Source organism: Micromonospora sp. NPDC050495, from assembly GCF_040655175.1.
Taxonomy (GTDB): Bacteria; Actinomycetota; Actinomycetes; order Mycobacteriales; family Micromonosporaceae; genus Micromonospora.
Window position 1 is genome coordinate 505,063 of sequence record NZ_JBFAJK010000001.1, and the last position, 21,111, is coordinate 526,173.

Sequence of the window (21,111 nt, forward strand, 5' to 3'; positions counted from 1 at the left end):
CGGACCATCCAGTGTTGCACGCCCGGAGCTGTCCGGAAAAAGTCATGCTGGACAGGCAACGTCACACTCTTCCCGTACGTCTAGCAAGCGGGACAACTGTCAGGGGGAGGACCAGATGAAGCCTGTCCGGTTGATCAGCCGGGTCGTCGCCCTGGCAGCGGTCGTGTTGGTCGGTGCCGGTGCGTGCACGCTCGATCCGGAAGGCGACGGATCCGGGGCAGCCGCCCCGGCCCCCGTCAGCGTGACGGAACGAGCATCGGGGGCGAGCGTGACGCCCGGGCCGGACCCCACGACCGGGTCCCCGTCGGCGACACCCAGCCGGGCGGCCACACCGAAACCCAGCCGGACGGCGACCTCGCCCAAGCCGCCCGCCTCGCCCAAGCCCAGCAGCACCGGATACACCGGCTGCCCGCAGGGCGAGCACCAGCGGGCCGTCGAGACGTACCTGGCCCGGCTGGGCGGGTTCGGGCCGGTGACCGTGGACGGCAAGCAGTCCGCCGCCGACTGCGCCGCGATCAAGAAGTTCCAGCGCCGGTACGCGATCAGCCCCGCCGCCGGGCGCGCCGGCGTCACCACGTACTCGGTGGCGAAGCGGCTGGCCAGCACCGACGTGAAACGCTGCAACGCCGGCACCGGGCTCACCTTCTGCGTCGACCTGACCCACCAGACCGTGTGGGCGATGCGCGGCGGCAACGTGGTGCTCGGCCCGACCGTCACCCGCACCGGCATGGCCGGCTACGCCACGCCGAGCGGCACCTACCGGGTAGCCAACCGGAACCTGAAGGAGTGGTCCAACCCGTACGAGGTGTGGCTGCCCTACTGGCAGCGCTTCAACGGCGGCATCGGCTTCCACGAGACCACCACCTACCTGCACAACGGGTCGATCGGCTCGCACGGCTGCGTCAACCTGCTGCACCGCGACGCCGTCCGGCTCTGGGAACTGGGCTCGGTCGGCACCCGGGTGGTCGTCTTCGGCCGCCGCCCCGGCACCTGACCCCGGCCGCGTCACCCCGGCCGCGTCACCCGGGCCACGCGACCTCGGGCGCGTCACCCGGGCCAGGCGAGCCCGGCCCGCGTGACCTTGCCGCCCGGATCAGGGTTTTAACCCCTGGTCGGTACGGTCGCCGCGGTGCCACCCTGGGAGCGGGATTCCGGACGGGGCGGAGGGCTGGGATGGCCGTCGAGCAGGACGAGCAGCACGAGGTGTCCACCGCGGTCCGGATCGGGTACGCGGCCGGCGCCGCCGGCCTGCTCGGCTGGTTCCTCTTCGGCCTGCTCGTGCAGCGGCAGGGCTTCGTCGCCTCGTTCGGCGAGGCCGCCGGCACCGGCTTCGGGCTGCTCCTCGCCGTCTCCGTGATCGGCGCGTTCCGCCACAACGGGCGCTGACCCGGCGACCGTGCGCAGTCCTCGGTAAGAATCGCCCCTCGGCGCGCACTACCTGGTGACGAGACACCTTCATGGCGAAGGAGAAGGAGCCAGTGACGCATGCCGAACCAGACGAGCGGTTCACCGCCCTCTACCGGGCGCACTACCAGCAGGTGTACGCGTACGCGGTGAGCCGGGCGGGCCGCAAGCTCGCCGACGACGTGGTCGGGGACACCTTCCTGGTGGCCTGGCGCAGGCTGGACGCCGTTCCGGCCGCCGCGCTGCCCTGGCTGCTGGGCGTGGCCCGCAACGTGATCCGCGAACGCTACCGCGACGACATCCGCCAGGCGAGCCTCGCCACCGAGCTGCGCGCCTGGGTCGCGGAGGCGGACGCCGACGTCGCCGACCGGGTCACCGAACGGGCGGCGATGCTCGCCGCGCTCGCCGGCCTCGGCGAGGACGACCGGGAGGCGCTGACGCTGACCGCCTGGCATGGCCTGTCCGCCACGGCCGCCGCCCGCGTGGTCGGCTGCTCGACCGCGACCTTCTTCGTACGCCTGCACCGGGCCCGCAAACGCCTGGAACAGGCCATCTCCGACGCCGTCACGGTGGACCGCCACCGCCCCGTCCGCATCCCCGATCAGGAGTACGCCCGATGAGTCACCGTGACACCCTCCAGGCGCTGGCCGACGCCCGCCCGCGCAGCCTCGACCCCTCGGCTCCGCCGGACCCCGCCCTGATCATGGCGCAACCCCGGCCGGAAGCCCTCACCCGTCCCGCCCGCCGCCCGGTACGCCGGCTCGTGCTCGCCGGCGCGCTGCCAGCCGTGGCGCTCGCCGCGGCCGGCGCCCTCCTGCTGGACACCGCGTCCGAGCCCGGGACGCCCCAGGTCCAGCCGGCCGTCTCGTCGCCCGCCCCGGCCGGCGCGCCCGCCGACGCCGGCGGCCTGCTGCTGGTCGCCGCCGCACACAGCGAGTCCGCGCCCGCCGCCGCCGGCCGCTACTGGGTGGTCCGGGCCGAGCACGGCGAAGGCACCCGGCGCGCACAGGACGAGCGCTGGCTGGCCGCCGCCCCGGGCCTGCCCTCGGCCGCGTACGTCCGGGAGGCCGGTGGCTCGTGGACCTCCCGGCCGATGGCGGGCCACACCGCGGCGAACAACTTCCTGCTCGCCGGGAAGCCCCGCTCCGCGCGGGACCTGGCCGCGCTGCCCAGCACCCCGGCGGCACTCGAGGAGAAACTGCTCGCCTGGTACGCCGACACCGGCGCCACCGAGGGACGCGACGCGTTCCTGTTCCACTCCGGCACCGCCCTCGTCCTCGACCTGCCAGTGTCCCCGCAGGTGCGCGCGGCGGCGTACCGGATGCTCGCCGCGCTGCCCGGGGTGACGTCGCTGGGCCGGGTGACCGACCAGCTCGGCCGACCCGGCGTGGCCGTGACCATCACCCGGCAGGGCGACTTCGGCACGGCGCAGACCCGGCTGATCGTCGACCGGACGACCGGACGGGCACTGGCCCAGGAGAGCTGGGTCGCGGACCGCCCGGCGAGCTGGACCGCCGTGCTCGCCGCCCGCTGGTCCGACGCCGGCCTGCCGGAGGCGTCCGCGCTGCGGTGACCGCATGGCGCAGGACACGGGGCGGTGCGGCCTGCCCAGGCCGCATCGCCCCCGGTCCGGTCGCCGGGCCGTCGTCCAGGTTCCCCGCGATGTCCGGCCGATCGGGGTCGGTCAGTTCTCGAGCACCGCCGCGGTGATCCGGTGCAGCGCGAAGGTGTGCAGCATCTCCGTGCGCTCGTCCTCGGCGCGCAGGTAGCCCGCCCCGATCGACACCGGCCGGACCAGCCGGGACGCGGTCGCCCCGTGCGCGTCGACGTAGCCGACCCAGACCAGCGCCTTGTCCCGGACCGCCTGCTGGAGCACCGCGAGGGCCTCGCTGTGGGTGTGCGCCGGCGCCGGACCGGTGCGCGCCGCGCCGCCGCGGACCACCGCCGGGGCCCGCCGGGCCGCCCGCGCCGCCGCGTCACCGCGCCGGATCTGCTCCACCACGCCGAGCAGGCGCGGCAGCGGCAGCCGCGGCGCGGCCAGCGGATCCACCGTACGGGTGGCCGGCATCCGGGCCGGTGCCCGCCGGGTTCTCGGCCGGGCCAGCACCGCCGAGCCGGTGGCGTCCTCCGGCACCGGCGCGTACCCGGCGTCGCGCAGCGCGGCCAGCATCCGCTGCACCAGGTACGGGGTGACCAGCACCGTAGGGGCGAGCCGGCGGAACGCCAGCGGCTCCAGCCGCTTGTCGGCCAGCACCTCGGTGAGCAGCGCCTCGTCGTCGCTGCGCACGTACCCGCCGGCCGAGCCGACCCGCAGGCCGCCGTGCTTGCGGGCCACGTCGTCGATCAGGTAGGTGAGGCCCTGCGGCACCGGGGTGCGGGACCGGCGGCGGAACAGGGTGTGCAGGTCGTCGGCGGAGTAGCCGGCGTCCAGGGCGCGGCGGATGCTGGCCGTGGTGACCCGGTGCACGCTCGCCCCACCGGCCGACTCGTGCTCGGCCACCACGTCCAGTTCGCCGGCGAGTGCCGGGTCGGGCGGGCCGGGCACCACCACGGTCAGGTCGGCCTGGAGCAGGAAGTGGTCGACCGGGGCGGGCAGCAGCGCGTCCAGCGCCCGTACGGCGGTGGACGGCTCCCCGGACTCGGCGTCCGAGCGCAGCCCCAGCGGGTCGTCGGCCCGCTCGTCGGCCTCGGCCACCTCGGTCAGCAGCAGCCGCCCGTACGAGGTGAGCGCGCCGAGCCCGGTCACGCCGAGCTGAGCCGCCTCGGCCAGCACCTCCCGGTGCGCGGCCTCCCGCCCCCGGGCCCGCCGGGGCGTCCGCCAGTCGAGCAGCTCGAGCACCTCCTCCGGGGTCGGCGCGGCCGCCGGCGCCAGGTCGGCCAGCACGTCGAGCACCGAGCGCCGGACGGCCGGAGCGCTGGCCCGCTCCGCCTCGGCGGAGAGCACCGTGATCGGCCGGTCCCGGTCGTCGCGCTGGCCGACCAGGCCCGCCTGGCGGGTCATGGTCAGCCAGGCCCGGGCCAGCTGCTCCCAGCGCTGCGCGAGCGAGGCCGCCCGCCACACCTCGTACCCGGCGGTGGGCAGGATCTGCTGGTCGCCCCCGTACCGGGCGGAGCTGGAACCGGTCAGGTCCAGCTCCCCGGCCAGCCCGGCCGCGTACGCCACCTCGAAGAGCAGCGCGGTCGTGCCGTCGTCCAGCCCGAGGTTGCGGCCCATCCGGCGCAGGTCGCGCACGCCGACGCCGCCGGAGCGCAGCACCGGGGCCGGCTCGGCGGCGAGGCTGTCCAGCAGCGCCTCGGTGTGCCGGACCACCTCCATGGTCTGTCCGGCCCCGGCCGAGTCCACCGACTTCGGCTCGCGGGGCGGGCTCGCCACCACGGGCGGGCTGCTCCGCAACGGGCCCAGCGGGCCGCTGTCCCGGCGCAGCAGCAGCGCCACCTCGCGGGGGAGTTCGACGGTGCCGCCGCCCTTGCCGCCCGACATCCGGACCAGCAGGCGGTGCTCGACCAGCCAGCGGATCGGCGAGCCGGTCGGCGCGCCCCCGTTGACCAGGTCCGGCGGGAGGACGTCCTCGGCGCCGCTGGCCGGGGCGTCCAGCGCGCCCGGTGGCACCGTGCCGACCGGCGGGCCGGCGGCCAGCCGGTCCAGGATCGCCCGCGCCGACGGCGGCGCCGACAGCAGCGTGCGGCGCAGCTTCGCCGGGTCCGTGCAGACCGCCGCCGCCCGCGGGTCCAGCTCCGCCGCCGGCCGGCCCAGCCCCGCCGGGTACGGCGACACCTCGTCGACGCCGCCCACCACCTGGAGGTCGTGCTCGGGCCCGTACAGCAGGAAGAGCGCCCGGAGCCGGTTCACCGCGCCCCGGATGGTGGTGGGTGCGGGCGGCTGCGCGCCGGCGGTGGCCATCGCCAGGATCGCCTCGACGCTGGTGCCGCCGCCGTCCGGGTCCCGGGTGAGCCGGGCGGCGTCGAGGATCTGGAGGGTGAACTGGTCCAGCCCGTCGAGCGCCCGGGCGACGGAGACCCGCGACTGGGCGCGGATGGCCAGGGCGGAGACGTCGGCCGGCACCGGTACGACGAGGTCCGGCCGCAGCTGGAGCAGGGCGGCGAGGGACTCGTCCGGGAGGGTCCGGAGGTGATCGGCGAGTGAGGTGGTCATCGTCGTTCCACGCTAGCCCGGCAGGGGCCGGTCGCGCCCCTCGGACGTGCGGCTGGCTTCGGGTCCGGCGGGTACCTTTCCGGCATGCCCCCGCTCATGGTCGGTTTCGACTTCGACATGACCCTGGTCGACTCGCGTCCCGGCATCGCCGCCTGCTTCCGGGCGTTGACCGCACGGACCGGGGTGCCGGTCGACGCCGAGCTGGCTGTCTCCCGCCTCGGGCCGCCGCTGCGCACCGAGATCGCGCACTGGTTCCCACCCGAGCAGGTGGACGAGGCGGTGACGCTCTACCGGGACCTCTACCCGGCGTACGCGATCACGCCGGCCGTGCCGATGCCCGGCGCGGAGGCCGCGCTCGCGGCGGTGCACGCGCGCGGCGGCCGCGTCATGGTGGTCACCGCCAAGCTGGGCCGGCTGGCCAAGCTGCACCTGGACCACCTGGGGCTGGCCGTCGACGAGTTGGCCGGGGACCTCTTCGCCGAGCAGAAGGCGACCGCGCTGCGCGAGCACGGGGCGACCCTCTACGTGGGCGACCACGTGGCCGACATGATCGCCGCCAGATCGGCGGGAATCCCAGGCGTGGGCGTCGCGACCGGGCCGTGCTCGGCCGACGAGCTGGCGGCGGCGGGAGCTGAGCACGTGCTGAATGATCTCAACGGATTCCCAGGGGCGCTGGACCGGATCATCCGGCTAGCCTGGGAGGGGTAGCGGTCACGAGAGCAAAGCAGGGGTTTCAGGTGCCGACGGGTCGAGTGAAGTGGTATGACGCGGCCAAGGGATACGGGTTCGTCACCAGCGACGAGGGTGGCGACGTGTTCCTGCCGAAGGGCGCGCTACCGGCGGGTGTCACCGACCTGAAGGGCGGCCAGCGGGTCGATTTCAGCGTGGTCGACAGCCGCCGGGGCGCGCAGGCGATGGGTGTGAAGCTGCTGGAGGCGCCGCCGTCCGTGGCGGAGCTGCGCCGCCGGCCGGCCGAGGAGCTGCACGGCCTGGTCGAAGACATGATCAAGGTGCTGGAGGCGAAGGTCCAGCCGGATCTGCGCCGGGGCCGGTTCCCGGACCGCAAGGCCGCGCAGAAGATCGCTCAGCTGGTCCACGCGGTGGCGCGCGAGCTGGAGGTCTGAGGGACGAGCCCGGCGTCGGCGGCCCGGCCCAGCAGCGCCTCGACGGCGGCGAAGCCGGCCTCTCCCAGCTCGGCGGTGAACTCGTTGACGTAGAGGGCGATGTGCCGGTCCACCACGTCGGGCTCCATCTCCTGGGCGTGGGAGAGGACGTACTCGCGGCTGGCCTCCGGGTCGGCCCAGGCCTGCCGGACCGACTCGCGGACCCAGGCGGCGGCCTCGACCGGGTCGACCGCGCCCTTGCGGGCCAGGATCGCGCCGAGCGGGATCGGCAGGCCGGTGTCGCCCTCCCACCACTCGCCGAGGTCGACCAGCGCGGTCAGCCCGTGCCGCGGGTAGGTGAAGCGCGCCTCGTGGATCACCAGCCCCGCGTCGTACCGGCCGGCCGCGACGCCCGGCATGATCTCGTGGAACGGCACCACCTCGATCCGCGCCGGTGCCTGGTCCGCCGCCCAGAGCCGGAACAGCAGGTACGCCGTGGTCCGCTCGCCCGGCACCGCCACCGTGGCGCCGGACAGGTCGGTCCGGTCGCCGCGGGTGAGCACCAGCGGCCCGCACCCCCGGCCCAGCGCGCCACCGCAGGGCAGCAGGTGGTAGTCCTCGAGCAGCCAGGGCAGCGCCGCGTAGCTCACCTTCACCAGGTCGAACGCCCCGCGCTCGGCCGCCGTGTTGGTGACGTCGACGTCCGCGTAGGTGACGTCGACCGCCGGCGCGCCCGGCACCCGGCCGTGCACCAGCGCGTCGAAGACGAAGGTGTCGTTGGGACAGGGGGAGATCGCCAGGGAGAGCGCCACACCCCCACCGTAACCCCGCCCTCCCGACCCCCCCACCACCCCGCCCCTCGCGATGATCCCGCCACACCCTCGCGCCGCTGTCCTGGTCCTGGTCCCGCTCCCGCTCCCGCTCCCGCTCCCGCCGAGCTTCGGGCCGTCCATCCCGCCACGCTCCTTGCCACCAACCACGGTGACCTCGACGAGCGCCCCGGCTCCGTCCCCGGCCTCGGTCCTGGCTCTGGCCTCGGTCCTGGCTCTGGCCTCGGTCCTGGCTCTGGCCTCGGTCCTGGCTCCGGCTCCGGCTCCGGCTCCGGCTCCGGCCTCGGCTCCGGCCCCGGCCCCGGCCTCGGCCCTGGTCCCGGCTCCAGCCTGGCTCCGGTCCCGGCTCTGGTCCCGGTCCCGGCGCCAGCTCCGGCTGAGGCAGCATCGCTCGTCGCTGCCTTTGGAGCTGACGTCAGAAACGACTCAACCGCGCTGCGTACGCCTCCCCGAAACGGTCATCTCGGACCGTGTACCGGTGTTCCGGGTCGGCCCGCGAGATCAGTAACGACTCAGCTCGAAAGCGTGCCGTAGTCCTACGCCGGGCCCGCTGCCGAGGCGTTGTCCACGCGGCGGGTCGGTGCGGAGGGAGTGTCCACGGGGGCGGGCGGGTGCGGAGGGAGTGTCCAGGCGGCGGCCGGTGCGGAGTGGTTGTCCACGGGGCGGGGCGGCGCGGAGAAGTTGTCCACAGGGTTTTCCACAGGCGTGGCGCTCCTGTTGAAACCGCTGGACCGGCCGCGGCAGCATGCTCGGCGTGGCTGAGCCGACCGCTTCGACGGATCGTCCGACGGACCTGGGCGATGTGCTTCGCCGGCTGCGGCGGCGGGCCGACCTGAGTCAGCGGGAGCTGGCCGTGCGCGCGGGTGTGCCGCAGGCCGCCGTTGCGCGGATCGAGTCGGGTCGGGCCGGCGATCCGCGGTATCGCACGGTGGAGCGGCTGGTCCGAGCGGCGGGTGGGGAGCTGCGGCTCCACGTGGGTGCTGCGGCCATGGCGACGTCGGTGCGTCACGAGGAGCAGCGGGGTATGCCGGCGGTAGCGGACCCGGCCACGTCGTCGCCGGACGAGGAGCGGTCGCCAGACGATGAGCAGCGGGACGTGTCGGCGGTGGCGGACCCGGCCGCGTCGTCGCCGGACGACGAGCGGTCGCCGGACGAGGAGCAGGGGATCCGGGCCGGGAGGGACGAGGAGCAGGGGACCCGGGCCGGGCGGGACGAGCCGCTGGCGCCTGTGCCACATGACGGGCTGCGGGACCGGGCGGAGCGCCGTTACCCCGCGCACCTGGACGTGTGGGAGGTCCGCGAGCCCAAGGACTGGCCCGGCGCCTGGTGGGCGGAGTGGTACAACCTGCCGCCGGAGCGGTGGCCGTTGCCGTTGCCGCCGGCCACCTACGAGCTGAGTCGGCGACACCGCGATCGGCGCCGCTGGGCGAACTGGGTGCGCGGGGCGGTCGCGGTGCGGCGGGTGACCGGTCCGGCACTGCCGCTGACCTCCTGGCGGTTCGTGGCGGAGCTGCCGTACGGGGATCTGCTCGGCGAGCTTCGGGCGCACGAGCGCAGCCCACACCTGCAGTGGGGCGGCGCGGAACCGGCCGAGGAGCGGGAGGTGATCATCGACGGCGTGCTCGTCGCCGCGGAGCATCGCCGGCTCGGCATTGGCCGTCGCCTGGTGCGGGCCCTCGTCGCCGAGATGCCCGGGGCCGGCATCCAGGTCGCGCGGGCCATCGCGGACGGGCCGGGCGTCGGTTTCCTGCTCGCCTGCGGGTTCCGGCTGGAGGCGAGCCGGCCGGCGGCGCTGCGGCTGGACCGGCCGGCCGGGTCGGGGCCGGCGGTCAGCGGAGCGCGGCTGCCGCCGCGGTGAGGGCGGCGAACGCCTCGCGCATCCGCCAGGCGCTGCGATCGCGGGGCCCGATCGGGTTGGAGACCGTACGCAGCTCGGCGAAGGGGAGACCGGCCTGCGCGGCGGCGACGGCTACGCCGTACCCCTCCATGGCCTCGGCCACCGCGCTGGGGTGCCGGGCGGCGAGGGCCGCGGTGCTCGCGGCGGTGCCGGTCACCGTGCCGACCGTGAGGATCGGGCCGACCACGGCCGCCGGCAGGGCGGTACGCAGGGTGGCGAGGAATTCCGGGTCGGCGGGCACCACGCTGCCGGCGCCGATCAGCTCGGGCGGCATGCCCAGCTCCTCGATCGGGAGGAAGCCCTCCGGGGACTCGGCGCCCAGGTCGGCGGCCACGCTGTGGCTGCCCAGCACGGTGCCGCCGACCGGCACTCGCCCGACGAAGCCACCGGCGATCCCGGCGCTGACCACCGCCCGGTACGGCCGGCCGGCGGCCTCGGCCAGCGCCAGCAGGCGGGCGGTGGCGGCACCGGCGACGGCGGGGCCCACCCCGACCGGGGTGACCGTCACCGTGGGGTCGGCCAGGCCCGCCCGGACGGCCTCCGCCTCGACCGGTACGGCGGTCACCACCAGCAGCCCGCTCACGCCAGCGGACCCCGGGGCTCACGCCGGTTCTCCTCGTCGGCGCCACCCGGGCCGCCGACCGCCGAGGACGGGCGGTAGATGTGGAAGCCGGGCGGAGTCAGCCCGTCGTCGTCCGGATCGTCCGCCGGGACGCCGGGCGGCGGGGCGGCAGTGGGGCCCGGCGGCGGGGCCGGCGAGGTGGGGGCCGGGTCGGCGAACTCCTCCTCGTGCGCCGCCAACTCGTCGTCGCCGAGCGCCCGCCCGACCAGGTGCTCGCCGCGCAACCGGCTCGCCACCAGCACCCCGCGGGCGGCCACCAGCGCGGCCACCCCGGCGGCCACGGCGACCCCGATCCGGCCGGTGAAGGGGACCAGGCCGAGCCCGCCACCGGCCACGAAGGCCAGCATCAGGACGGTCTCCGAGTGGGCGAACGAACTGGCCCGCAGCCGTTCCGGGATCCGCTCCTGGATCGAGGCGTCGACGGCGAGCTTGGCGATGCCACTGATCAGCGCGGTCACCAGGCAGAGCACGGCCACCAGGGGCAGCGAGAACTTCACCGCGGCGAGCACCGCGACCCCGGCCGCGATGATCGTGCCGCTGGACTGGATCGCGGTCGGCCGGTGGATGCGCAGCCGGGTGCCGATCGCGGTGGCCAGGAAGCTGCCCACCGCCAGGGCCGCGCCGACCAGCCCCAGCGCGGCCTGAGCGCCCAGGTCCCGGCCGAAGAAGATGGTGGTCAGATCACCGGACTTGATCGCGAAGGCGAGGAAGAGCAGCAGGAAGCCGTAGAGCAGGCGCAGCGCCGCGGCGCCGATCAGCGTGGCGATCACCAGGCGACCGGCCGGGCGGCCCCGGCCCAGCGGCCGTTCCCGGTCCCGGCGGCGCAGCGCCCGCAGCGGGTGCGGCACCCGCTCCGGTGGCTCCGAGTCGGCCCTCGGCGGCAGCCGCAACGAGATGACCATGCCGATCAGGAAGATCAGCGACGCCACCCGGAGCGGCCACTGCGGCCCGAACCAGAACGCCGCCAACCCGATCGGGGCGACCAGCCCGCCGGCCACCGTGCCGTAGACGCTCGCCCGGGCGCCCACCTGGGACAGCCCCAACCCCTCCGGCAGCAGCCGGGGCACCGCCGCCGACCGGGCCACCCCGTACGCGCGGGACAGGGCGAGCACCCCGAACGCCGCCGGATAGAGCCCGAAGCCGCCGATGTAGTCGGAGATCAGCCAGGCCAGGAACGCCCGGCCCAGCATGGTGGCGGCCAGCGCGTACCGGCGGCCGTGCCGGAAGTGGTCCAGCAGCGGGCCCACCACCGGGGCGAGCATGGCGAACGGCACCATGGTCACCAGCAGGTAGAGCGCGACCTTGTTGCGGGCCTCGCCGAGCGGCACGTCGAAGAAGATCGTGCCGGCCAGGCCGATGGCGATCAGGGTGTCCCCGGCGCAGGAGACGGCGTGCAGGTCGAACAGGCGGACCATGCCGACCTCGTTGCCGGCGCTGCGGGCCCGGGCGGACCCGGCCCGCCGGGTCATCCACCGGCCGCTGCGCAGCGAACCGCGGAGCAGCAGGCGGGTGGCGCGGATGCCGGTGCCGACGGTTCGCCCGAGGACGGACCGGCCGGAGCGGGAGGACAGCGGCATGCCACCCATCCTTGCCCATTCGCTCCACGCGTGCCCCACCAGCCGGGGATAACGACTCCGGGGAGTCCCTGTCGGCCGGTACCGGGCATGGGGAACAATGGTCGGGTGACCAGGCCCGCCTCCGCCCGTGCCCCCCGGCTCGACCAGGTCTGCGCCGCCGCCGTCGAGGTGGCCCGCGCGGCCGTCACCGAGGTCGACCCGGCAGACGTCGGCGAGCACCTCCAGGTTGTCGCCGAGGGCGACCGTCTCGTCACGCACTACTTCGAGTGCCTCCTCGCCGGCTACCGCGGCTGGCGGTGGGCCGTCACGGTGACCCGGGCGCCGCGCAGCCGCACCGTCACCATCTGCGAGACCGTGCTGCTGCCCGGCGCCGACGCGCTGCTCGCCCCCGGCTGGGTGCCCTGGCAGGAGCGGCTCAAGCCGGGCGACCTGGGCCCCGGCGACCTGCTGCCCACCCCGACGGACGACGAGCGCCTCGCCCCCGGCTACCTACTCTCCGACGACCCGGCGGTCGAGGAGACCGCCTGGGAGCTCGGCCTGGGCCGGCCCCGGGTGCTGTCCCGGGAGGGCCGCACCGAGGCCGCGCAGCGCTGGTACGACGGCGAGCACGGCCCGAACGCCCCGATCTCGGTGGCCGCGCCGGCCGCGGCCCGCTGCGGGACCTGCGGCTTCTACCTGCCGCTGGCCGGTTCCCTGCGGCAGTCCTTCGGCGCCTGCGGCAACTTCTACGCCCCCGACGACGGCCGGGTCGTCAGCGCCGACCACGGCTGCGGCGCGCACTCGGAGACGCTGGTCGAGGCGGCCGACACCCCGGTCGAGGAACTCCCCACGATCTACGACGACAGCGCGCTCGAGGCGGTCTCGGTGAGCCGGGCCCCGGGCTCGGTGGAGGCGACCGAGCCGGCGGAGCCGTACGGCCACCCCTGACGGTCACCCCTGACGGTCAGCCCTGACGGTCAGCCCTGACCGGCGGCGGCCGCCCGGCGGCGACGCCGGTTGGCGTCGTGGCGCATCATCACGGCCAGCCCCGGGAAGCCCCACAGGAAACCGGCCAGGCAGGTCCAGAGCCAGTTCTCGTGCCCGTGCTCGGTGAGCCAGCCCCGGAAGAAGATCAGCAGCACCAGCCCGGCCACCGCCCAGATGATCAATCCGGCGACGGCGAACGGCACCATCGGCGGGTCGAGCGGCTCGGGCCGCGGCGGTTCGTTCTGGGGCACCGGGACAGCGTACGCGATCGTTCTTCCCTGCCCGCCGGTGATCTGGGACGATGCGCGCGACTGCCGTCGATCAATTGCGAGGACACCGATGGCCATAGCGCCGCCGCCGGACCACGGCACGCCACCTGACCCCGCCCACCCGCGCAACGCCTTCGACCGCTGGTTCGAGATCTCCGCCCGTGGCTCGTCGCCCGGCCGGGAGGTACGCGGCGGCCTGGCCACCTTCTTCACGATGGCGTACATCGTGGTGTTGAACCCGCTGATCCTCGGTAGCGCCGTCGACGGCGACGGGCGGAAGCTGGCCATTCCGGCGCTGGCCGCGGCGACCGCGCTGGTGGCCGGCCTGATGACCATCCTGATGGGCGTGGTGGCCCGGTTCCCGATGGCGCTGGCCGCCGGGCTCGGCGTGAACGCGCTGGTCGCCTTCGAGATCGCGCCCGAGATGACCTGGGCCGACGCGATGGGCCTGGTGGTGATCGAGGGTGTGCTGATCGCCGTGCTGGTGCTCACCGGGCTGCGGACGGCGGTGTTCCGGTCGGTGCCGACCCAGCTCAAGACGGCGATCGGGGTGGGTATCGGCCTCTTCCTCACCATCATCGGCCTGGTCGACGCCGGCTTCGTCCGCCGGGTGCCGGACGCGGCGAACACCACCGTGCCGGTCGGTCTCGGCATCAACGGCAAGATCGTCAGCTGGCCGATGCTGGTCTTCGTGGTGGGGTTGCTGCTCACCGTGGTGCTGGTGGTACGCCGGGTCCGCGGCGCGATCCTGGTCGGCATCCTCGCCTCCACGGTGCTGGCGATCGTGGTGGAGGCGGTCGGCCACATCGGTCCGTCGTTCGTCGACGGTCAGCCCAACCCGAAGGGCTGGGCGTTGAACGTGCCGAAGCTGCCGGACAAGATCGTCGACCTGCCGGACCTCTCCCTGCTCGGCCAGTTCAACGTGCTGGGCTCGTGGAGCCGGGTGGGCTGGTTGGTCCCGCTGATGTTCGTCTTCACCCTGATGATCACGGACTTCTTCGACACCATGGGCACCATGGTCGCGATCGGCCAGGAAGGGGACATGCTCGACGAGCGGGGCACCCCGCCCCGGGCCCGGGAGATCCTGCTGGTCGACTCGATCGCCGCGGCGGCGGGTGGCGCGGCGAGCGTGTCCAGCAACACGTCGTACATCGAGAGCGCGGCCGGGGTCGCGGAGGGTGCCCGGACCGGGGTGGCCAACCTGGTCACCGGCGGCCTGTTCCTGCTGGCCATGTTCCTGGCGCCGCTGTCGGTGGTGGTGCCCTTCGAGGCCGCCTCGACGGCGCTGGTGGTGGTCGGCTTCCTGATGATGACGGCGGTCCGGACGATCGACTGGACGGACTACGAGATCGCCATCCCGGCGTTCCTGACCATCGTGCTGATGCCGTTCACCTACTCGATCTCCAACGGGATCGGCGCCGGCGTGATCAGCTACGTGCTGGTGAAGCTGGCGAAGGGGAAGGGCCGGGAGATCCACCCCCTGCTGTACGGGGTGGCGGTGCTGTTCGTCCTGTACTTCCTGCGCGGTCCGATCGAGTCCGCGGTGCTGTGACGCCCACCGGTCGCGGCCGGGGTCCGATTCGGGCTCCGGTCGTGACCAGGGCAGACCTCCTCGTGAGCCTGGTCATATCGCATGTCGTTAGCCAGGCTCATTAGTTAAGCTAACTACTGTGACGGAGCGGACGGTGACGGCGAAACGCGTGCCACCGGCGCAGCTGGCCCCTCAGCTGCGGGATGCGATCACCCGACTCAACCGGCGGGTCCGCCAGGCCCGCCCGGTCGGCGACCTGACGGTCACCCAGCTCTCCGCGCTCACCAGCCTCAAGCTGGCGGGCGCACTGACCCCCCGGGAGCTGGCCGACATCGAGCGGGTGCAGCCGCCCACGATGACCAAGATCGTTGCGAAGTTGGAGGACCGCGGCCTCGTGCAGCGGACCCCCCACCCGACCGACGGGCGGCAGGTCATCCTGGCGGCGACCGAGGGCGGACAGGCCGTGCTCGAACAGTTCGAGCGGGCCCGCAACTCATGGCTGGCCGAGCGGCTCGCCGCGCTGACCGAGGAGGAACGCGACACGCTGCAGCGTGCCGCCGAGATCCTGCAGGGCATCGCTCGCGCCTGAGCGGGTACCCGCGTCTCGCGGTCCGCTTCGTCCGTTGTGGATGAGGCGTACCTGATCGCGAGGAGGCGCACCAAGAGTGCAGGCCAAGTTGAGCACGATGTTCCAGTCCCTACGAGTCCGCAACTACCGACTCTTCGCCACCGGACAGCTGATCAAGTTGATCGGCGTCTGGATGATGTACATCGCCCAGGACTGGCTCGTCCTCGACCTGACCGGCAACTCGGCCACCGCGCTCGGCGTGGTCACCGCGCTCCAGTTCACCCCCGTCCTGCTGCTCACGCTGCTCTCCGGCCGGCTCGCCGACCGGTACGACAAGCGGATGCTGCTCTTCATCGCCAACCTGTTCTGGACCGTGCTGGCGCTGGCGATGAGCCTCCTCGTGGTCACCGGGCTGGTACAGCTCTGGCACGTCTACGTGTTCGCCGCCCTGCTCGGCGTCTTCAACGCGGTCGAGACCCCGGTCCGGCAGGCGTTCGTCTCCGAACTCGTCGGCGTACCGCTGCTGCCGAACGCGCTGTCGCTCAACGCGGCCACCTTCAACTCGGCCCGGATCCTCGGCCCCGCCGTCGCCGGCCTGGCCATCGCCGCCTTCGACGTCGGCCCGGTCTTCCTGATCACCGCGTTCAGCTCGATCGCGCCGCTGATCAACGTGGTCCGGATGCGGACCAGCGAACTGCACCGCAAGGACCTGCCGCCGACCGGCGAACGGGACCAGGCCCGGGTCGTGGACGGCCTGCGGTACGTCTCGCGCCGCCCCGACATCCTGCTGCCGATGGCGCTCATGTCCGTGATCGGGATGAGCCTGTTCAACTTCCAGCTCACCCTCGCCGCGCTCGCCAAGACCGTGTTCCATACCGGCGCCGCCTCGTTCGGGCTCTTCACCACCGCCCTCGCGGTCGGCGCCCTGGTCGGCGCCCTGGCCGGCACCGGGCGGCGCAGCCGCCCCTCGGTCTGGGTGGTCCTCGGCGCGGCGGTCGGGACCGCCACCTTCGGCACCCTGGTCGGGCTCGCCCCGGCGTACTGGCTGGTGGTGACGCTGCTGCTGCCGACCGGGTTCTTCATGGTCTTCTTCGCCCAGGCCGCCAACCAGCGGGTCCAGCTCGGCGTCGACGCCTCCTTCCGGGGCCGGGTGATGGCGCTGTGGGTGCTGGTCTTCCTCGGCACCAACCCGGTGGGCGCGCCGATCATCGGCTGGGTCGCGGAGACCTTCGGCGCCGGGGCGAGCATCTGGACCGGCGGGCTGATCTCGCTGGCCGCCGCGCTCGTCGCGCTCAGCTGGCAGCTCCGCCGCTCCGGCGCCCGGCTGCGACTGCGGATGCTGCCCATGCCCCGCTTCTACGTGGTGTCGCCCGGGGCGGAGTGACCCGTCGACCGTCCGAAGGACCGGTTCCCGCCCCGGGGACCGGTCCTTCATCGTTCATTCGCGTTCGGATGTCGGCAATCAGGTGGCGGGGGGCCCCGGCTCGGCTTAGCGTCGATATGTGGAAGTAGGGCGGGGACTTCTGTTGGCGTTGACGATCTTCGCCGTCTGCTGCCTGCCCGCCCTCATCGCGTTGATGTTCTGCGCCGACGAGATCATCGACCGGGTGGTCTGCGGCTGGTCCGAGTGGCGCGACGAACGCCGGGAACGGCGCACCATCGCCCGGCTGGACCGGGCCATCGAAGCGGACGCCCTGACCCGCGACATCGACCTCACCGAGTTCGACCGGGCCGGCCGCCGACCGCTCGAACAGCTCGCCACCGACCTGCGCCGGCTCGGCGGTCACCGGCTCGCCGCCGCCGACCGGTCCGTGGTCTGGCACGGCGCCGTCATCGACGCGTACGACGAGCGGCTGCGCGCCGCCTGCCGGGCGCTGGGGATCACCGAGCACCTGGCCGAACTCGACGGCGTCGACCGGGAGATCGAACGGGTCCGGGTGGAAGGGCTGCTGCACGCCGCCGGGCTCAGCCTGCCCGCCGCCCGCGCCGCACACCACCAGCGGCACCGCTGACCGGTGCGGCTCTTCGTCGCGGTCTACCCGCCCCGGCCGGCCGTGGACGACCTGACCGCCCAGGTCGCCCGGCTCCGGATCGGCGCCGCCTCGGCCGCCGGCACCAACGTCCGGCTCGCCGACCCGGCGCACGCCCACCTCACCCTCGCCTTCCTCGGCGACGTCGAGGAGAGCCGGCTGGTTGACGTGGAGAGCGCCCTCGGCCTGGCCGCCGAGACGTACCGGAACGGCCTGGATGGCCTGGATGGCCGGGACGGTCTGGATGGCCAGGACGGCGAGGGCGGCCTGGATGGCCTGGATGGCCTGGATGGCCAGGGCGGCCAGGACGGCGAGGACGGCCCGGACGGCGAGGGCGGTCTGGACGGCCTGGACGGCCGGGATGGCCGGAATGACGGGGATCGCCGGGATGGCTCGCTCCGGCTCCGGCTCTCCGGCGGCGGCAGCTTCGGGCGGGGCCGGTTCACCGTGCTCTGGGTGGACGTCCGGGGCGACATCGACGGGCTGGCCACCCTGGCCCGGCTGATCCGGATCGGGCTGCGCCGGGCCCGGCTGCCGTACGACGAGAAACCGTTCCGGGCGCACCTGACCATCGCCCGCCCCGGCGACCGGGTCGACCGCGCCGAGATCCTGGCCGACCGGGAGGCGCTGCACGACTACGCGGGTCCCGAATGGACCGCCGACGAACTTGTCCTGGTCCGCAGCCACCCCGGCCCGAAACCCACCTACGACCGCCTCGCCGCCTGGCCCATCTGACCCGCCCCGCGCCCCGCCTCACCCCGGGGCGGCCCCCCTCCGGTGGCCCCGGGAGCGGGTTGCGGCATGTCGTGCCATCCCTGCGCGGGGAGACCCCAACATGCCGCAATCCGCTCCTGGGAACCCCCGAGGCCGCCCCGAGGCCCGCCCCGAGGCCGCCCCGAGGGCGGGTCGGGCGGGGGGTTACCAGGCCCAGGCCTCCGGGCCGGGGCCGCCGCTGCCGACGGGCGGGAAGAGCTCGTCGAGGCGGGTCAGGGTGTCCTCGTCGAGGTCCACGTCGAGGGCGCCGAGGTTGCGGTCGAGCTGGTCCATGGTGCGCGGGCCGACGATCGGGGCGGTCACCCCGGGGCGGGAGAGCAGCCAGGCCAGCGCCACGTCGGCCGGGTCGTGGCCGAGGTCCGCGCAGAGCTTCTCGTACGCCTCGATGGTGGTGCGGTGCTCGGCGAGCGCGTCGGCCGACCGGCCGCTGGCCCCCCGCGCGGCCCCGCCCTCGGCCATCTTGCGGATGACCCCGCCCAACAGCCCGCCGTGCAGCGGCGACCAGGGGATGATGCCCAGCCCGTAGTGCTGCGCGGCCGGGACGACCTCCAGCTCGACGTACCGGGTCATCAGATAGACCCGGACTAAGAGGTGTAGGACATGGCGCGACGGTTGTACGAGGCCCTGGCCCTGCTGTTCACCGCCGCAGTCATGGTGGTGCTGCTCGTCGCCGCCGCGCTCACCTACAAGGCAACCCGGGACCCGGTCGGCGCCGCGGTCCTCGCGGTGGCGGCCATGTGGATCCCGCAGCAGCTCATCACCGCCGACCGCTACCGGCGGTCCTGACCCAATAAGGCGGGCCGGGCAGGAGTTGGCGCTCCTGTGCTCCCGGCCCTTGATCGGACGCTGGAGGTCCGACCCATGAGCAATCTACCGTTCACCCTGCCCACCTGCGACCAGCCGGCCACCACCCGGGTTGAGCTGTTCAGCACCGACCCGGCCGGCGCTGGCGACAGTCTCGACGCCTGCGTCTACGCCTGCGAGCAGCACGACGGCGACGCGGTCACCGCGGCGTGGGGCGTCGACATGAACGCGTACCGGGTGGTGATGGCACCGGACGTAGTCCGGAAGTGCGGTGAGTCGTACATCTTCCCCACCGGCAACCTCGGCGGCGAGCGGTGAGCGCCCGGAGCGGCCGCCCGAAGCGGTGGGAGCAGTGGAATCGGCGGCCCGCCCGGGTGTCGCTGGCCAGCCGCGGCCGCCGCGAGCGGTACACCTCGGAGCAGCTCGACGCGGTGGTCGACACGTCGATGGACGCCGGTGTGGAGATGGGTCGCCGGTTCGGGGAGCGGGACATGTTCCGGTTCCTCGCCGACGACTTCCTGCTGCGCGAGGACGCGACGCCGGAGGACGTGCTCGACCTGGCCGCGTACATCGGCGGGCAGGCCCTCGCCGCAGAGGTCGACCAGTTCCTGCTCATTGAGGGCACTGTTCGCCGGGACCCGGACCGGATGGGCCAGATCGCCGAGGCGGTCGAGCTGGTCGTCGAGGAAGGCAAGGAGGCGCTGGAGCGCCTGGCCCGGGAGTGGGGCGTCTTCCCCAAGGGTGACGACCTGCTCGACGTGGCGGACGCGGCCGGGGTGACCCCGGAAGCCGACACGGATCCGGTGGTCGTCGACCTTGAGCGGTGGCTACGGGAGCACGGGCGGGACCTGCCCGACGACGAGGACTAGCGGCGGGGTGGGGCCGGCGGGCGTGGTCCCGCCGGCCCCGTCGGCCGGGTCGTGCGCGTCGGCTTGGGCTTCGGCGGCGGGGTCGGCTTGGGTGGCTTCGGCTTGCCCCAGATCACGGGGCGGGCCGGTTGGGGACGGCGTACACGATGCCGAGGGCGGCGAGGGTTGCGACGGCGACGCCGACCCATTCGCTGGCCGTCACCCGGTCGTCGGCCAGGGCGGTGCCCAGCGCGGTCAGGCCGGCGACGGCGCCGCCCACGATCGCCTTGGCGTACGGGTTCCACTTCATGGTGCCCCTCCGTGGTGGGTTCGGATGTGGTCGTCCAGCCGCTGCTCGACCCGCAGCAGGGTCACGGCGACGTCGTCACGCAGTGCGCCGACCGCTTGCGTGAGGGCGGAGTCGCGGCTGTCGCGTTGCTCTTCCAGGCGGGCGAGGCGCTCGGGTACCCCGGGCACGGCTGGCCGGCCGGGGCGGGCGGCGCTGCCGTACCAGTCCTCGCGGAACTCGTCGTTCTGCCGGGCCAGCCGCCGCAGCGGCTTGCCGACCATGACGGCCAGGGTCAGCGCGGTGAGGATGACACCCAACACCACGCCGGCGGCGGCCCACTGCTCAAGGCTCACGACGCCAGTCGGGCGCCGAGCTCGGCGGCCCGGTCACCGAACGCCGCCTTCAGCGCGGTGACCGCGTCGTCGATGTCGACGCCGGCCAGCCCGGCGAGCACGCCGGACACGATGGCCTGCTCGTCGACCTGGTCCACGCCGGCGGCCTCGGCCAGCGCGCCGACGCGGCTGTGGGTCTGCTGCAGCGCCACGCCGATCGTGACGTCGCTGCGGCCCAGCTTCTGCTCGTGCACGGCGGCGGCGATCTTCCGGGCGTCGGCGTCGGTGATCATGTCGTCCTCCAAGAGTCCCCAGGGTCGTCGGTCCTGCTCCGCCGTCCGCGTCTGCCGGATCGACACGTGCAGGTGCTCGGTGTGCGGGCTCGGCCCGTCGTACGGGCGGCGCCGCCACCCGTCGTCGCGGTCGGCGATCTGCCGCCGATAGATCCAGTAGTGCGCCGACGGGTGCCGCTCGACCGCGGCCAGCACCACGTACGGGTCGATGCCGTCGACGTCGACGTCCAGGGCGTTGACGGACCCGCGCCCGTTGGGGTTGTGGTCGCTGGGGGTGGCCTGGTGGCGGGCATCGCCGATCCAGCCGTCCGACGTGTGGTCCCGGCGCGGCCATCGGGTGTCGATCTCGGCGCGGAGCACCGCCAGCGCCGGCGCGAGGTAGTAGCCGCTCATGCCGGCATCGCCCACAACGTCGCCGGGTTGGTGTTCGACGAGTAGAACGTGCACGTCCCCGTACCGCCGGCCCGGCGGGCCCGCACGCTGATCGTCACCGACGACGACCCCGGCGTGTACTCGGCGCAGTGCACCGACCCGTTCGCCACACCGGTGATGCACTCCACGTAGCCGCCGCCGATCTGCGTCCCGGCGGCGAAAATACCGACCTCCACCCGGTCCCCGGTCACGGTCGAGAACATGCCCGGCACGTACGCCGTGATCGAAAACGGGATGGTGGAGTCCCCGGCGATCGACACCGACACCAGGTCGGACCCGAACGACGTCGACGTGAACGCCGACGTGGACGTGCGCGGGGTCGCCCGGTACGGCCGTATCAGCAGCGGGGTGATGACGTCCCCGGTCGCGTAGCCCATCACGCTTCTCCC

At 74.2% G+C, this 21,111-nt stretch carries 25 protein-coding genes and 1 pseudogene; 16 read left to right on the top strand and 10 right to left on the bottom strand.

The annotated features are described in order from the left end of the window. Nucleotides 1–115: 115 nt before the first annotated feature. The 4 genes from AB0I11_RS02445 to AB0I11_RS02460 all read left to right on the top strand — a co-directional run bounded on the left by AB0I11_RS02445 (nt 116) and on the right by AB0I11_RS02460 (nt 2,977). Entirely contained in the window at nt 116–994 is an 879-nt protein-coding gene (locus tag AB0I11_RS02445) for a L,D-transpeptidase family protein (protein ID WP_357309371.1), read from the top strand. A gap of 179 nt (nt 995–1,173) precedes the next feature. Further along, a complete protein-coding gene (locus AB0I11_RS02450) occupies nt 1,174–1,386 on the top strand; it encodes a hypothetical protein (protein WP_357309374.1) in 213 nt (70 codons plus the stop codon). A gap of 71 nt (nt 1,387–1,457) precedes the next feature. Further along, the gene (locus AB0I11_RS02455) at nt 1,458–2,024 is read left to right on the top strand and encodes a sigma-70 family RNA polymerase sigma factor (protein WP_357309377.1); all 567 of its coding nucleotides are present in this window, start codon (nt 1,458–1,460) and stop codon (nt 2,022–2,024) included. Continuing rightward, nucleotides 2,021–2,977 carry a CU044_5270 family protein gene (locus AB0I11_RS02460; RefSeq protein ID WP_357309381.1) on the top strand — a complete coding sequence of 319 codons (957 nt, stop codon included), beginning with the start codon at nt 2,021–2,023 and terminating at the stop codon, nt 2,975–2,977. The genes AB0I11_RS02455 and AB0I11_RS02460 overlap by 4 nt, the downstream gene beginning before the upstream one ends. A gap of 111 nt (nt 2,978–3,088) precedes the next feature. Here AB0I11_RS02460 and AB0I11_RS02465 read toward each other — a convergent pair whose 3' ends face one another. Then, a complete protein-coding gene (locus AB0I11_RS02465; RefSeq protein WP_357309385.1) occupies nt 3,089–5,557 on the bottom strand; it encodes a helicase-associated domain-containing protein in 2,469 nt (822 codons plus the stop codon). Between the two features lie 84 nt (nt 5,558–5,641). Between AB0I11_RS02465 and AB0I11_RS02470 the strand changes: the two genes are divergently transcribed. Together AB0I11_RS02470 and AB0I11_RS02475 are read left to right on the top strand one after the other, a co-directional pair. Continuing rightward, complete coding sequence (locus tag AB0I11_RS02470) at nt 5,642–6,265, top strand: HAD hydrolase-like protein (protein WP_357309388.1); 624 nt, start codon at nt 5,642–5,644, stop codon at nt 6,263–6,265. 29 nt (nt 6,266–6,294) lie between these two features. Further along, nucleotides 6,295–6,681, top strand: coding sequence for a cold shock domain-containing protein (locus AB0I11_RS02475; RefSeq protein WP_132184626.1), 387 nt, complete (start codon nt 6,295–6,297; stop codon nt 6,679–6,681). Here AB0I11_RS02475 and AB0I11_RS02480 read toward each other — a convergent pair. Next, nucleotides 6,642–7,472: a 1,4-dihydroxy-6-naphthoate synthase gene (locus AB0I11_RS02480; protein ID WP_357309393.1), complete on the bottom strand. Its 831-nt coding sequence runs from the start codon at nt 7,470–7,472 to the stop codon at nt 6,642–6,644. The two genes, AB0I11_RS02475 and AB0I11_RS02480, sit on opposite strands and share 40 nt — an antisense overlap. Before the next feature lie 772 nt (nt 7,473–8,244). On the opposite strand from AB0I11_RS02480, the gene AB0I11_RS02485 reads away from it, so the two are divergent. Continuing rightward, nucleotides 8,245–9,348 carry a GNAT family N-acetyltransferase gene (locus AB0I11_RS02485; RefSeq protein ID WP_357309398.1) on the top strand — a complete coding sequence of 368 codons (1,104 nt, stop codon included), beginning with the start codon at nt 8,245–8,247 and terminating at the stop codon, nt 9,346–9,348. Here the strand turns inward: AB0I11_RS02485 and AB0I11_RS02490 are convergent. Beyond that, on the bottom strand, nt 9,320–9,970 hold the full coding sequence (locus tag AB0I11_RS02490; RefSeq protein WP_357309401.1) for a futalosine hydrolase: 651 nt from the start codon (nt 9,968–9,970) through the stop codon (nt 9,320–9,322). The two genes, AB0I11_RS02485 and AB0I11_RS02490, sit on opposite strands and share 29 nt — an antisense overlap. Next, entirely contained in the window at nt 9,967–11,586 is a 1,620-nt protein-coding gene (locus AB0I11_RS02495) for an MFS transporter (RefSeq protein WP_357309404.1), read from the bottom strand. The genes AB0I11_RS02490 and AB0I11_RS02495 overlap by 4 nt, the downstream gene beginning before the upstream one ends. Nucleotides 11,587–11,673: 87 nt before the next feature. Here AB0I11_RS02495 and AB0I11_RS02500 point away from each other — a divergent pair, with 87 nt between their 5' ends. Further along, nucleotides 11,674–12,513, top strand: coding sequence for a DUF3027 domain-containing protein (locus AB0I11_RS02500; RefSeq protein ID WP_357309407.1), 840 nt, complete (start codon nt 11,674–11,676; stop codon nt 12,511–12,513). Nucleotides 12,514–12,542: 29 nt separating this feature from the next. On the opposite strand, the gene AB0I11_RS02505 is transcribed toward AB0I11_RS02500, so the two are convergent. Continuing rightward, a complete protein-coding gene (locus tag AB0I11_RS02505; RefSeq protein ID WP_357309410.1) occupies nt 12,543–12,803 on the bottom strand; it encodes a DUF2530 domain-containing protein in 261 nt (86 codons plus the stop codon). 88 nt (nt 12,804–12,891) lie between these two features. Here AB0I11_RS02505 and AB0I11_RS02510 point away from each other — a divergent pair, with 88 nt between their 5' ends. From AB0I11_RS02510 to AB0I11_RS02530, 5 genes are all read left to right on the top strand, one after another. Next, nucleotides 12,892–14,373 carry an NCS2 family permease gene (locus AB0I11_RS02510; RefSeq protein ID WP_357309414.1) on the top strand — a complete coding sequence of 494 codons (1,482 nt, stop codon included), beginning with the start codon at nt 12,892–12,894 and terminating at the stop codon, nt 14,371–14,373. A 118-nt stretch (nt 14,374–14,491) separates the two neighbouring features. Continuing rightward, nucleotides 14,492–14,941 carry a MarR family transcriptional regulator gene (locus AB0I11_RS02515; RefSeq protein WP_357309417.1) on the top strand — a complete coding sequence of 150 codons (450 nt, stop codon included), beginning with the start codon at nt 14,492–14,494 and terminating at the stop codon, nt 14,939–14,941. A gap of 76 nt (nt 14,942–15,017) precedes the next feature. Beyond that, nucleotides 15,018–16,304, top strand: a complete 1,287-nt coding sequence (locus AB0I11_RS02520; protein WP_357309422.1) for an MFS transporter — start codon at nt 15,018–15,020, stop codon at nt 16,302–16,304. A gap of 118 nt (nt 16,305–16,422) precedes the next feature. Beyond that, nucleotides 16,423–16,932, top strand: coding sequence for a hypothetical protein (locus AB0I11_RS02525; protein WP_357309425.1), 510 nt, complete (start codon nt 16,423–16,425; stop codon nt 16,930–16,932). Between the two features lie 3 nt (nt 16,933–16,935). Beyond that, nucleotides 16,936–17,685 carry a 2'-5' RNA ligase family protein gene (locus tag AB0I11_RS02530; RefSeq protein WP_357309429.1) on the top strand — a complete coding sequence of 250 codons (750 nt, stop codon included), beginning with the start codon at nt 16,936–16,938 and terminating at the stop codon, nt 17,683–17,685. A 183-nt stretch (nt 17,686–17,868) separates the two neighbouring features. Here the strand turns inward: AB0I11_RS02530 and AB0I11_RS02535 are convergent. Next, a pseudogene (locus AB0I11_RS02535) lies at nt 17,869–18,303 on the bottom strand (aldo/keto reductase); the annotation flags it as partial. A gap of 21 nt (nt 18,304–18,324) precedes the next feature. On the opposite strand from AB0I11_RS02535, the gene AB0I11_RS02540 reads away from it, so the two are divergent. From AB0I11_RS02540 to AB0I11_RS02550, 3 genes are all read left to right on the top strand, one after another. Beyond that, complete coding sequence (locus tag AB0I11_RS02540) at nt 18,325–18,510, top strand: hypothetical protein (protein WP_357309433.1); 186 nt, start codon at nt 18,325–18,327, stop codon at nt 18,508–18,510. A 75-nt stretch (nt 18,511–18,585) separates the two neighbouring features. Beyond that, nucleotides 18,586–18,846, top strand: a complete 261-nt coding sequence (locus AB0I11_RS02545; RefSeq protein WP_357309436.1) for a hypothetical protein — start codon at nt 18,586–18,588, stop codon at nt 18,844–18,846. Continuing rightward, on the top strand, nt 18,843–19,397 hold the full coding sequence (locus AB0I11_RS02550; protein ID WP_357309439.1) for a hypothetical protein: 555 nt from the start codon (nt 18,843–18,845) through the stop codon (nt 19,395–19,397). The genes AB0I11_RS02545 and AB0I11_RS02550 overlap by 4 nt, the downstream gene beginning before the upstream one ends. Before the next feature lie 112 nt (nt 19,398–19,509). Here AB0I11_RS02550 and AB0I11_RS02555 read toward each other — a convergent pair whose 3' ends face one another. From AB0I11_RS02555 to AB0I11_RS02570, 4 genes are read right to left on the bottom strand one after another with little or no spacing between them, the layout of a single operon-like run. Then, a complete protein-coding gene (locus tag AB0I11_RS02555) occupies nt 19,510–19,686 on the bottom strand; it encodes a hypothetical protein (RefSeq protein ID WP_357309442.1) in 177 nt (58 codons plus the stop codon). Then, nucleotides 19,683–20,018 carry a hypothetical protein gene (locus AB0I11_RS02560; RefSeq protein WP_357309447.1) on the bottom strand — a complete coding sequence of 112 codons (336 nt, stop codon included), beginning with the start codon at nt 20,016–20,018 and terminating at the stop codon, nt 19,683–19,685. The genes AB0I11_RS02555 and AB0I11_RS02560 overlap by 4 nt, the downstream gene beginning before the upstream one ends. Further along, nucleotides 20,015–20,683 (bottom strand): hypothetical protein, encoded by a 669-nt coding sequence (locus tag AB0I11_RS02565; RefSeq protein WP_357309451.1) that lies wholly within the window; start codon nt 20,681–20,683, stop codon nt 20,015–20,017. Before AB0I11_RS02565 ends, AB0I11_RS02560 begins: the two co-directional genes overlap by 4 nt. Beyond that, nucleotides 20,680–21,099 (bottom strand): hypothetical protein, encoded by a 420-nt coding sequence (locus tag AB0I11_RS02570; protein WP_357309454.1) that lies wholly within the window; start codon nt 21,097–21,099, stop codon nt 20,680–20,682. The genes AB0I11_RS02565 and AB0I11_RS02570 overlap by 4 nt, the downstream gene beginning before the upstream one ends. Nucleotides 21,100–21,111: the final 12 nt, after the last annotated feature.

Excerpts from the sequence above, each read along its gene's own strand:
- AB0I11_RS02445 (WP_357309371.1), top strand. The coding sequence starts at position 116 with ATGAAGCCTGTCCGGTTGATCAGCCGGGTCGTCGCCCTGGCAGCGGTC.
- AB0I11_RS02450 (WP_357309374.1), top strand. The coding sequence starts at position 1,174 with ATGGCCGTCGAGCAGGACGAGCAGCACGAGGTGTCCACCGCGGTCCGG.
- AB0I11_RS02455 (WP_357309377.1), top strand. The coding sequence starts at position 1,458 with ATGGCGAAGGAGAAGGAGCCAGTGACGCATGCCGAACCAGACGAGCGG.
- AB0I11_RS02460 (WP_357309381.1), top strand. The coding sequence starts at position 2,021 with ATGAGTCACCGTGACACCCTCCAGGCGCTGGCCGACGCCCGCCCGCGC.
- AB0I11_RS02465 (WP_357309385.1), bottom strand. The coding sequence starts at position 5,557 with ATGACCACCTCACTCGCCGATCACCTCCGGACCCTCCCGGACGAGTCC.
- AB0I11_RS02470 (WP_357309388.1), top strand. The coding sequence starts at position 5,642 with ATGCCCCCGCTCATGGTCGGTTTCGACTTCGACATGACCCTGGTCGAC.
- AB0I11_RS02495 (WP_357309404.1), bottom strand. The coding sequence starts at position 11,586 with ATGCCGCTGTCCTCCCGCTCCGGCCGGTCCGTCCTCGGGCGAACCGTC.
- AB0I11_RS02500 (WP_357309407.1), top strand. The coding sequence starts at position 11,674 with ATGGGGAACAATGGTCGGGTGACCAGGCCCGCCTCCGCCCGTGCCCCC.
- AB0I11_RS02510 (WP_357309414.1), top strand. The coding sequence starts at position 12,892 with ATGGCCATAGCGCCGCCGCCGGACCACGGCACGCCACCTGACCCCGCC.
- AB0I11_RS02540 (WP_357309433.1), top strand. The coding sequence starts at position 18,325 with ATGGCGCGACGGTTGTACGAGGCCCTGGCCCTGCTGTTCACCGCCGCA.
- AB0I11_RS02545 (WP_357309436.1), top strand. The coding sequence starts at position 18,586 with ATGAGCAATCTACCGTTCACCCTGCCCACCTGCGACCAGCCGGCCACC.
- AB0I11_RS02555 (WP_357309442.1), bottom strand. The coding sequence starts at position 19,686 with ATGAAGTGGAACCCGTACGCCAAGGCGATCGTGGGCGGCGCCGTCGCC.
- AB0I11_RS02565 (WP_357309451.1), bottom strand. The coding sequence starts at position 20,683 with ATGAGCGGCTACTACCTCGCGCCGGCGCTGGCGGTGCTCCGCGCCGAG.
- AB0I11_RS02570 (WP_357309454.1), bottom strand. The coding sequence starts at position 21,099 with ATGGGCTACGCGACCGGGGACGTCATCACCCCGCTGCTGATACGGCCG.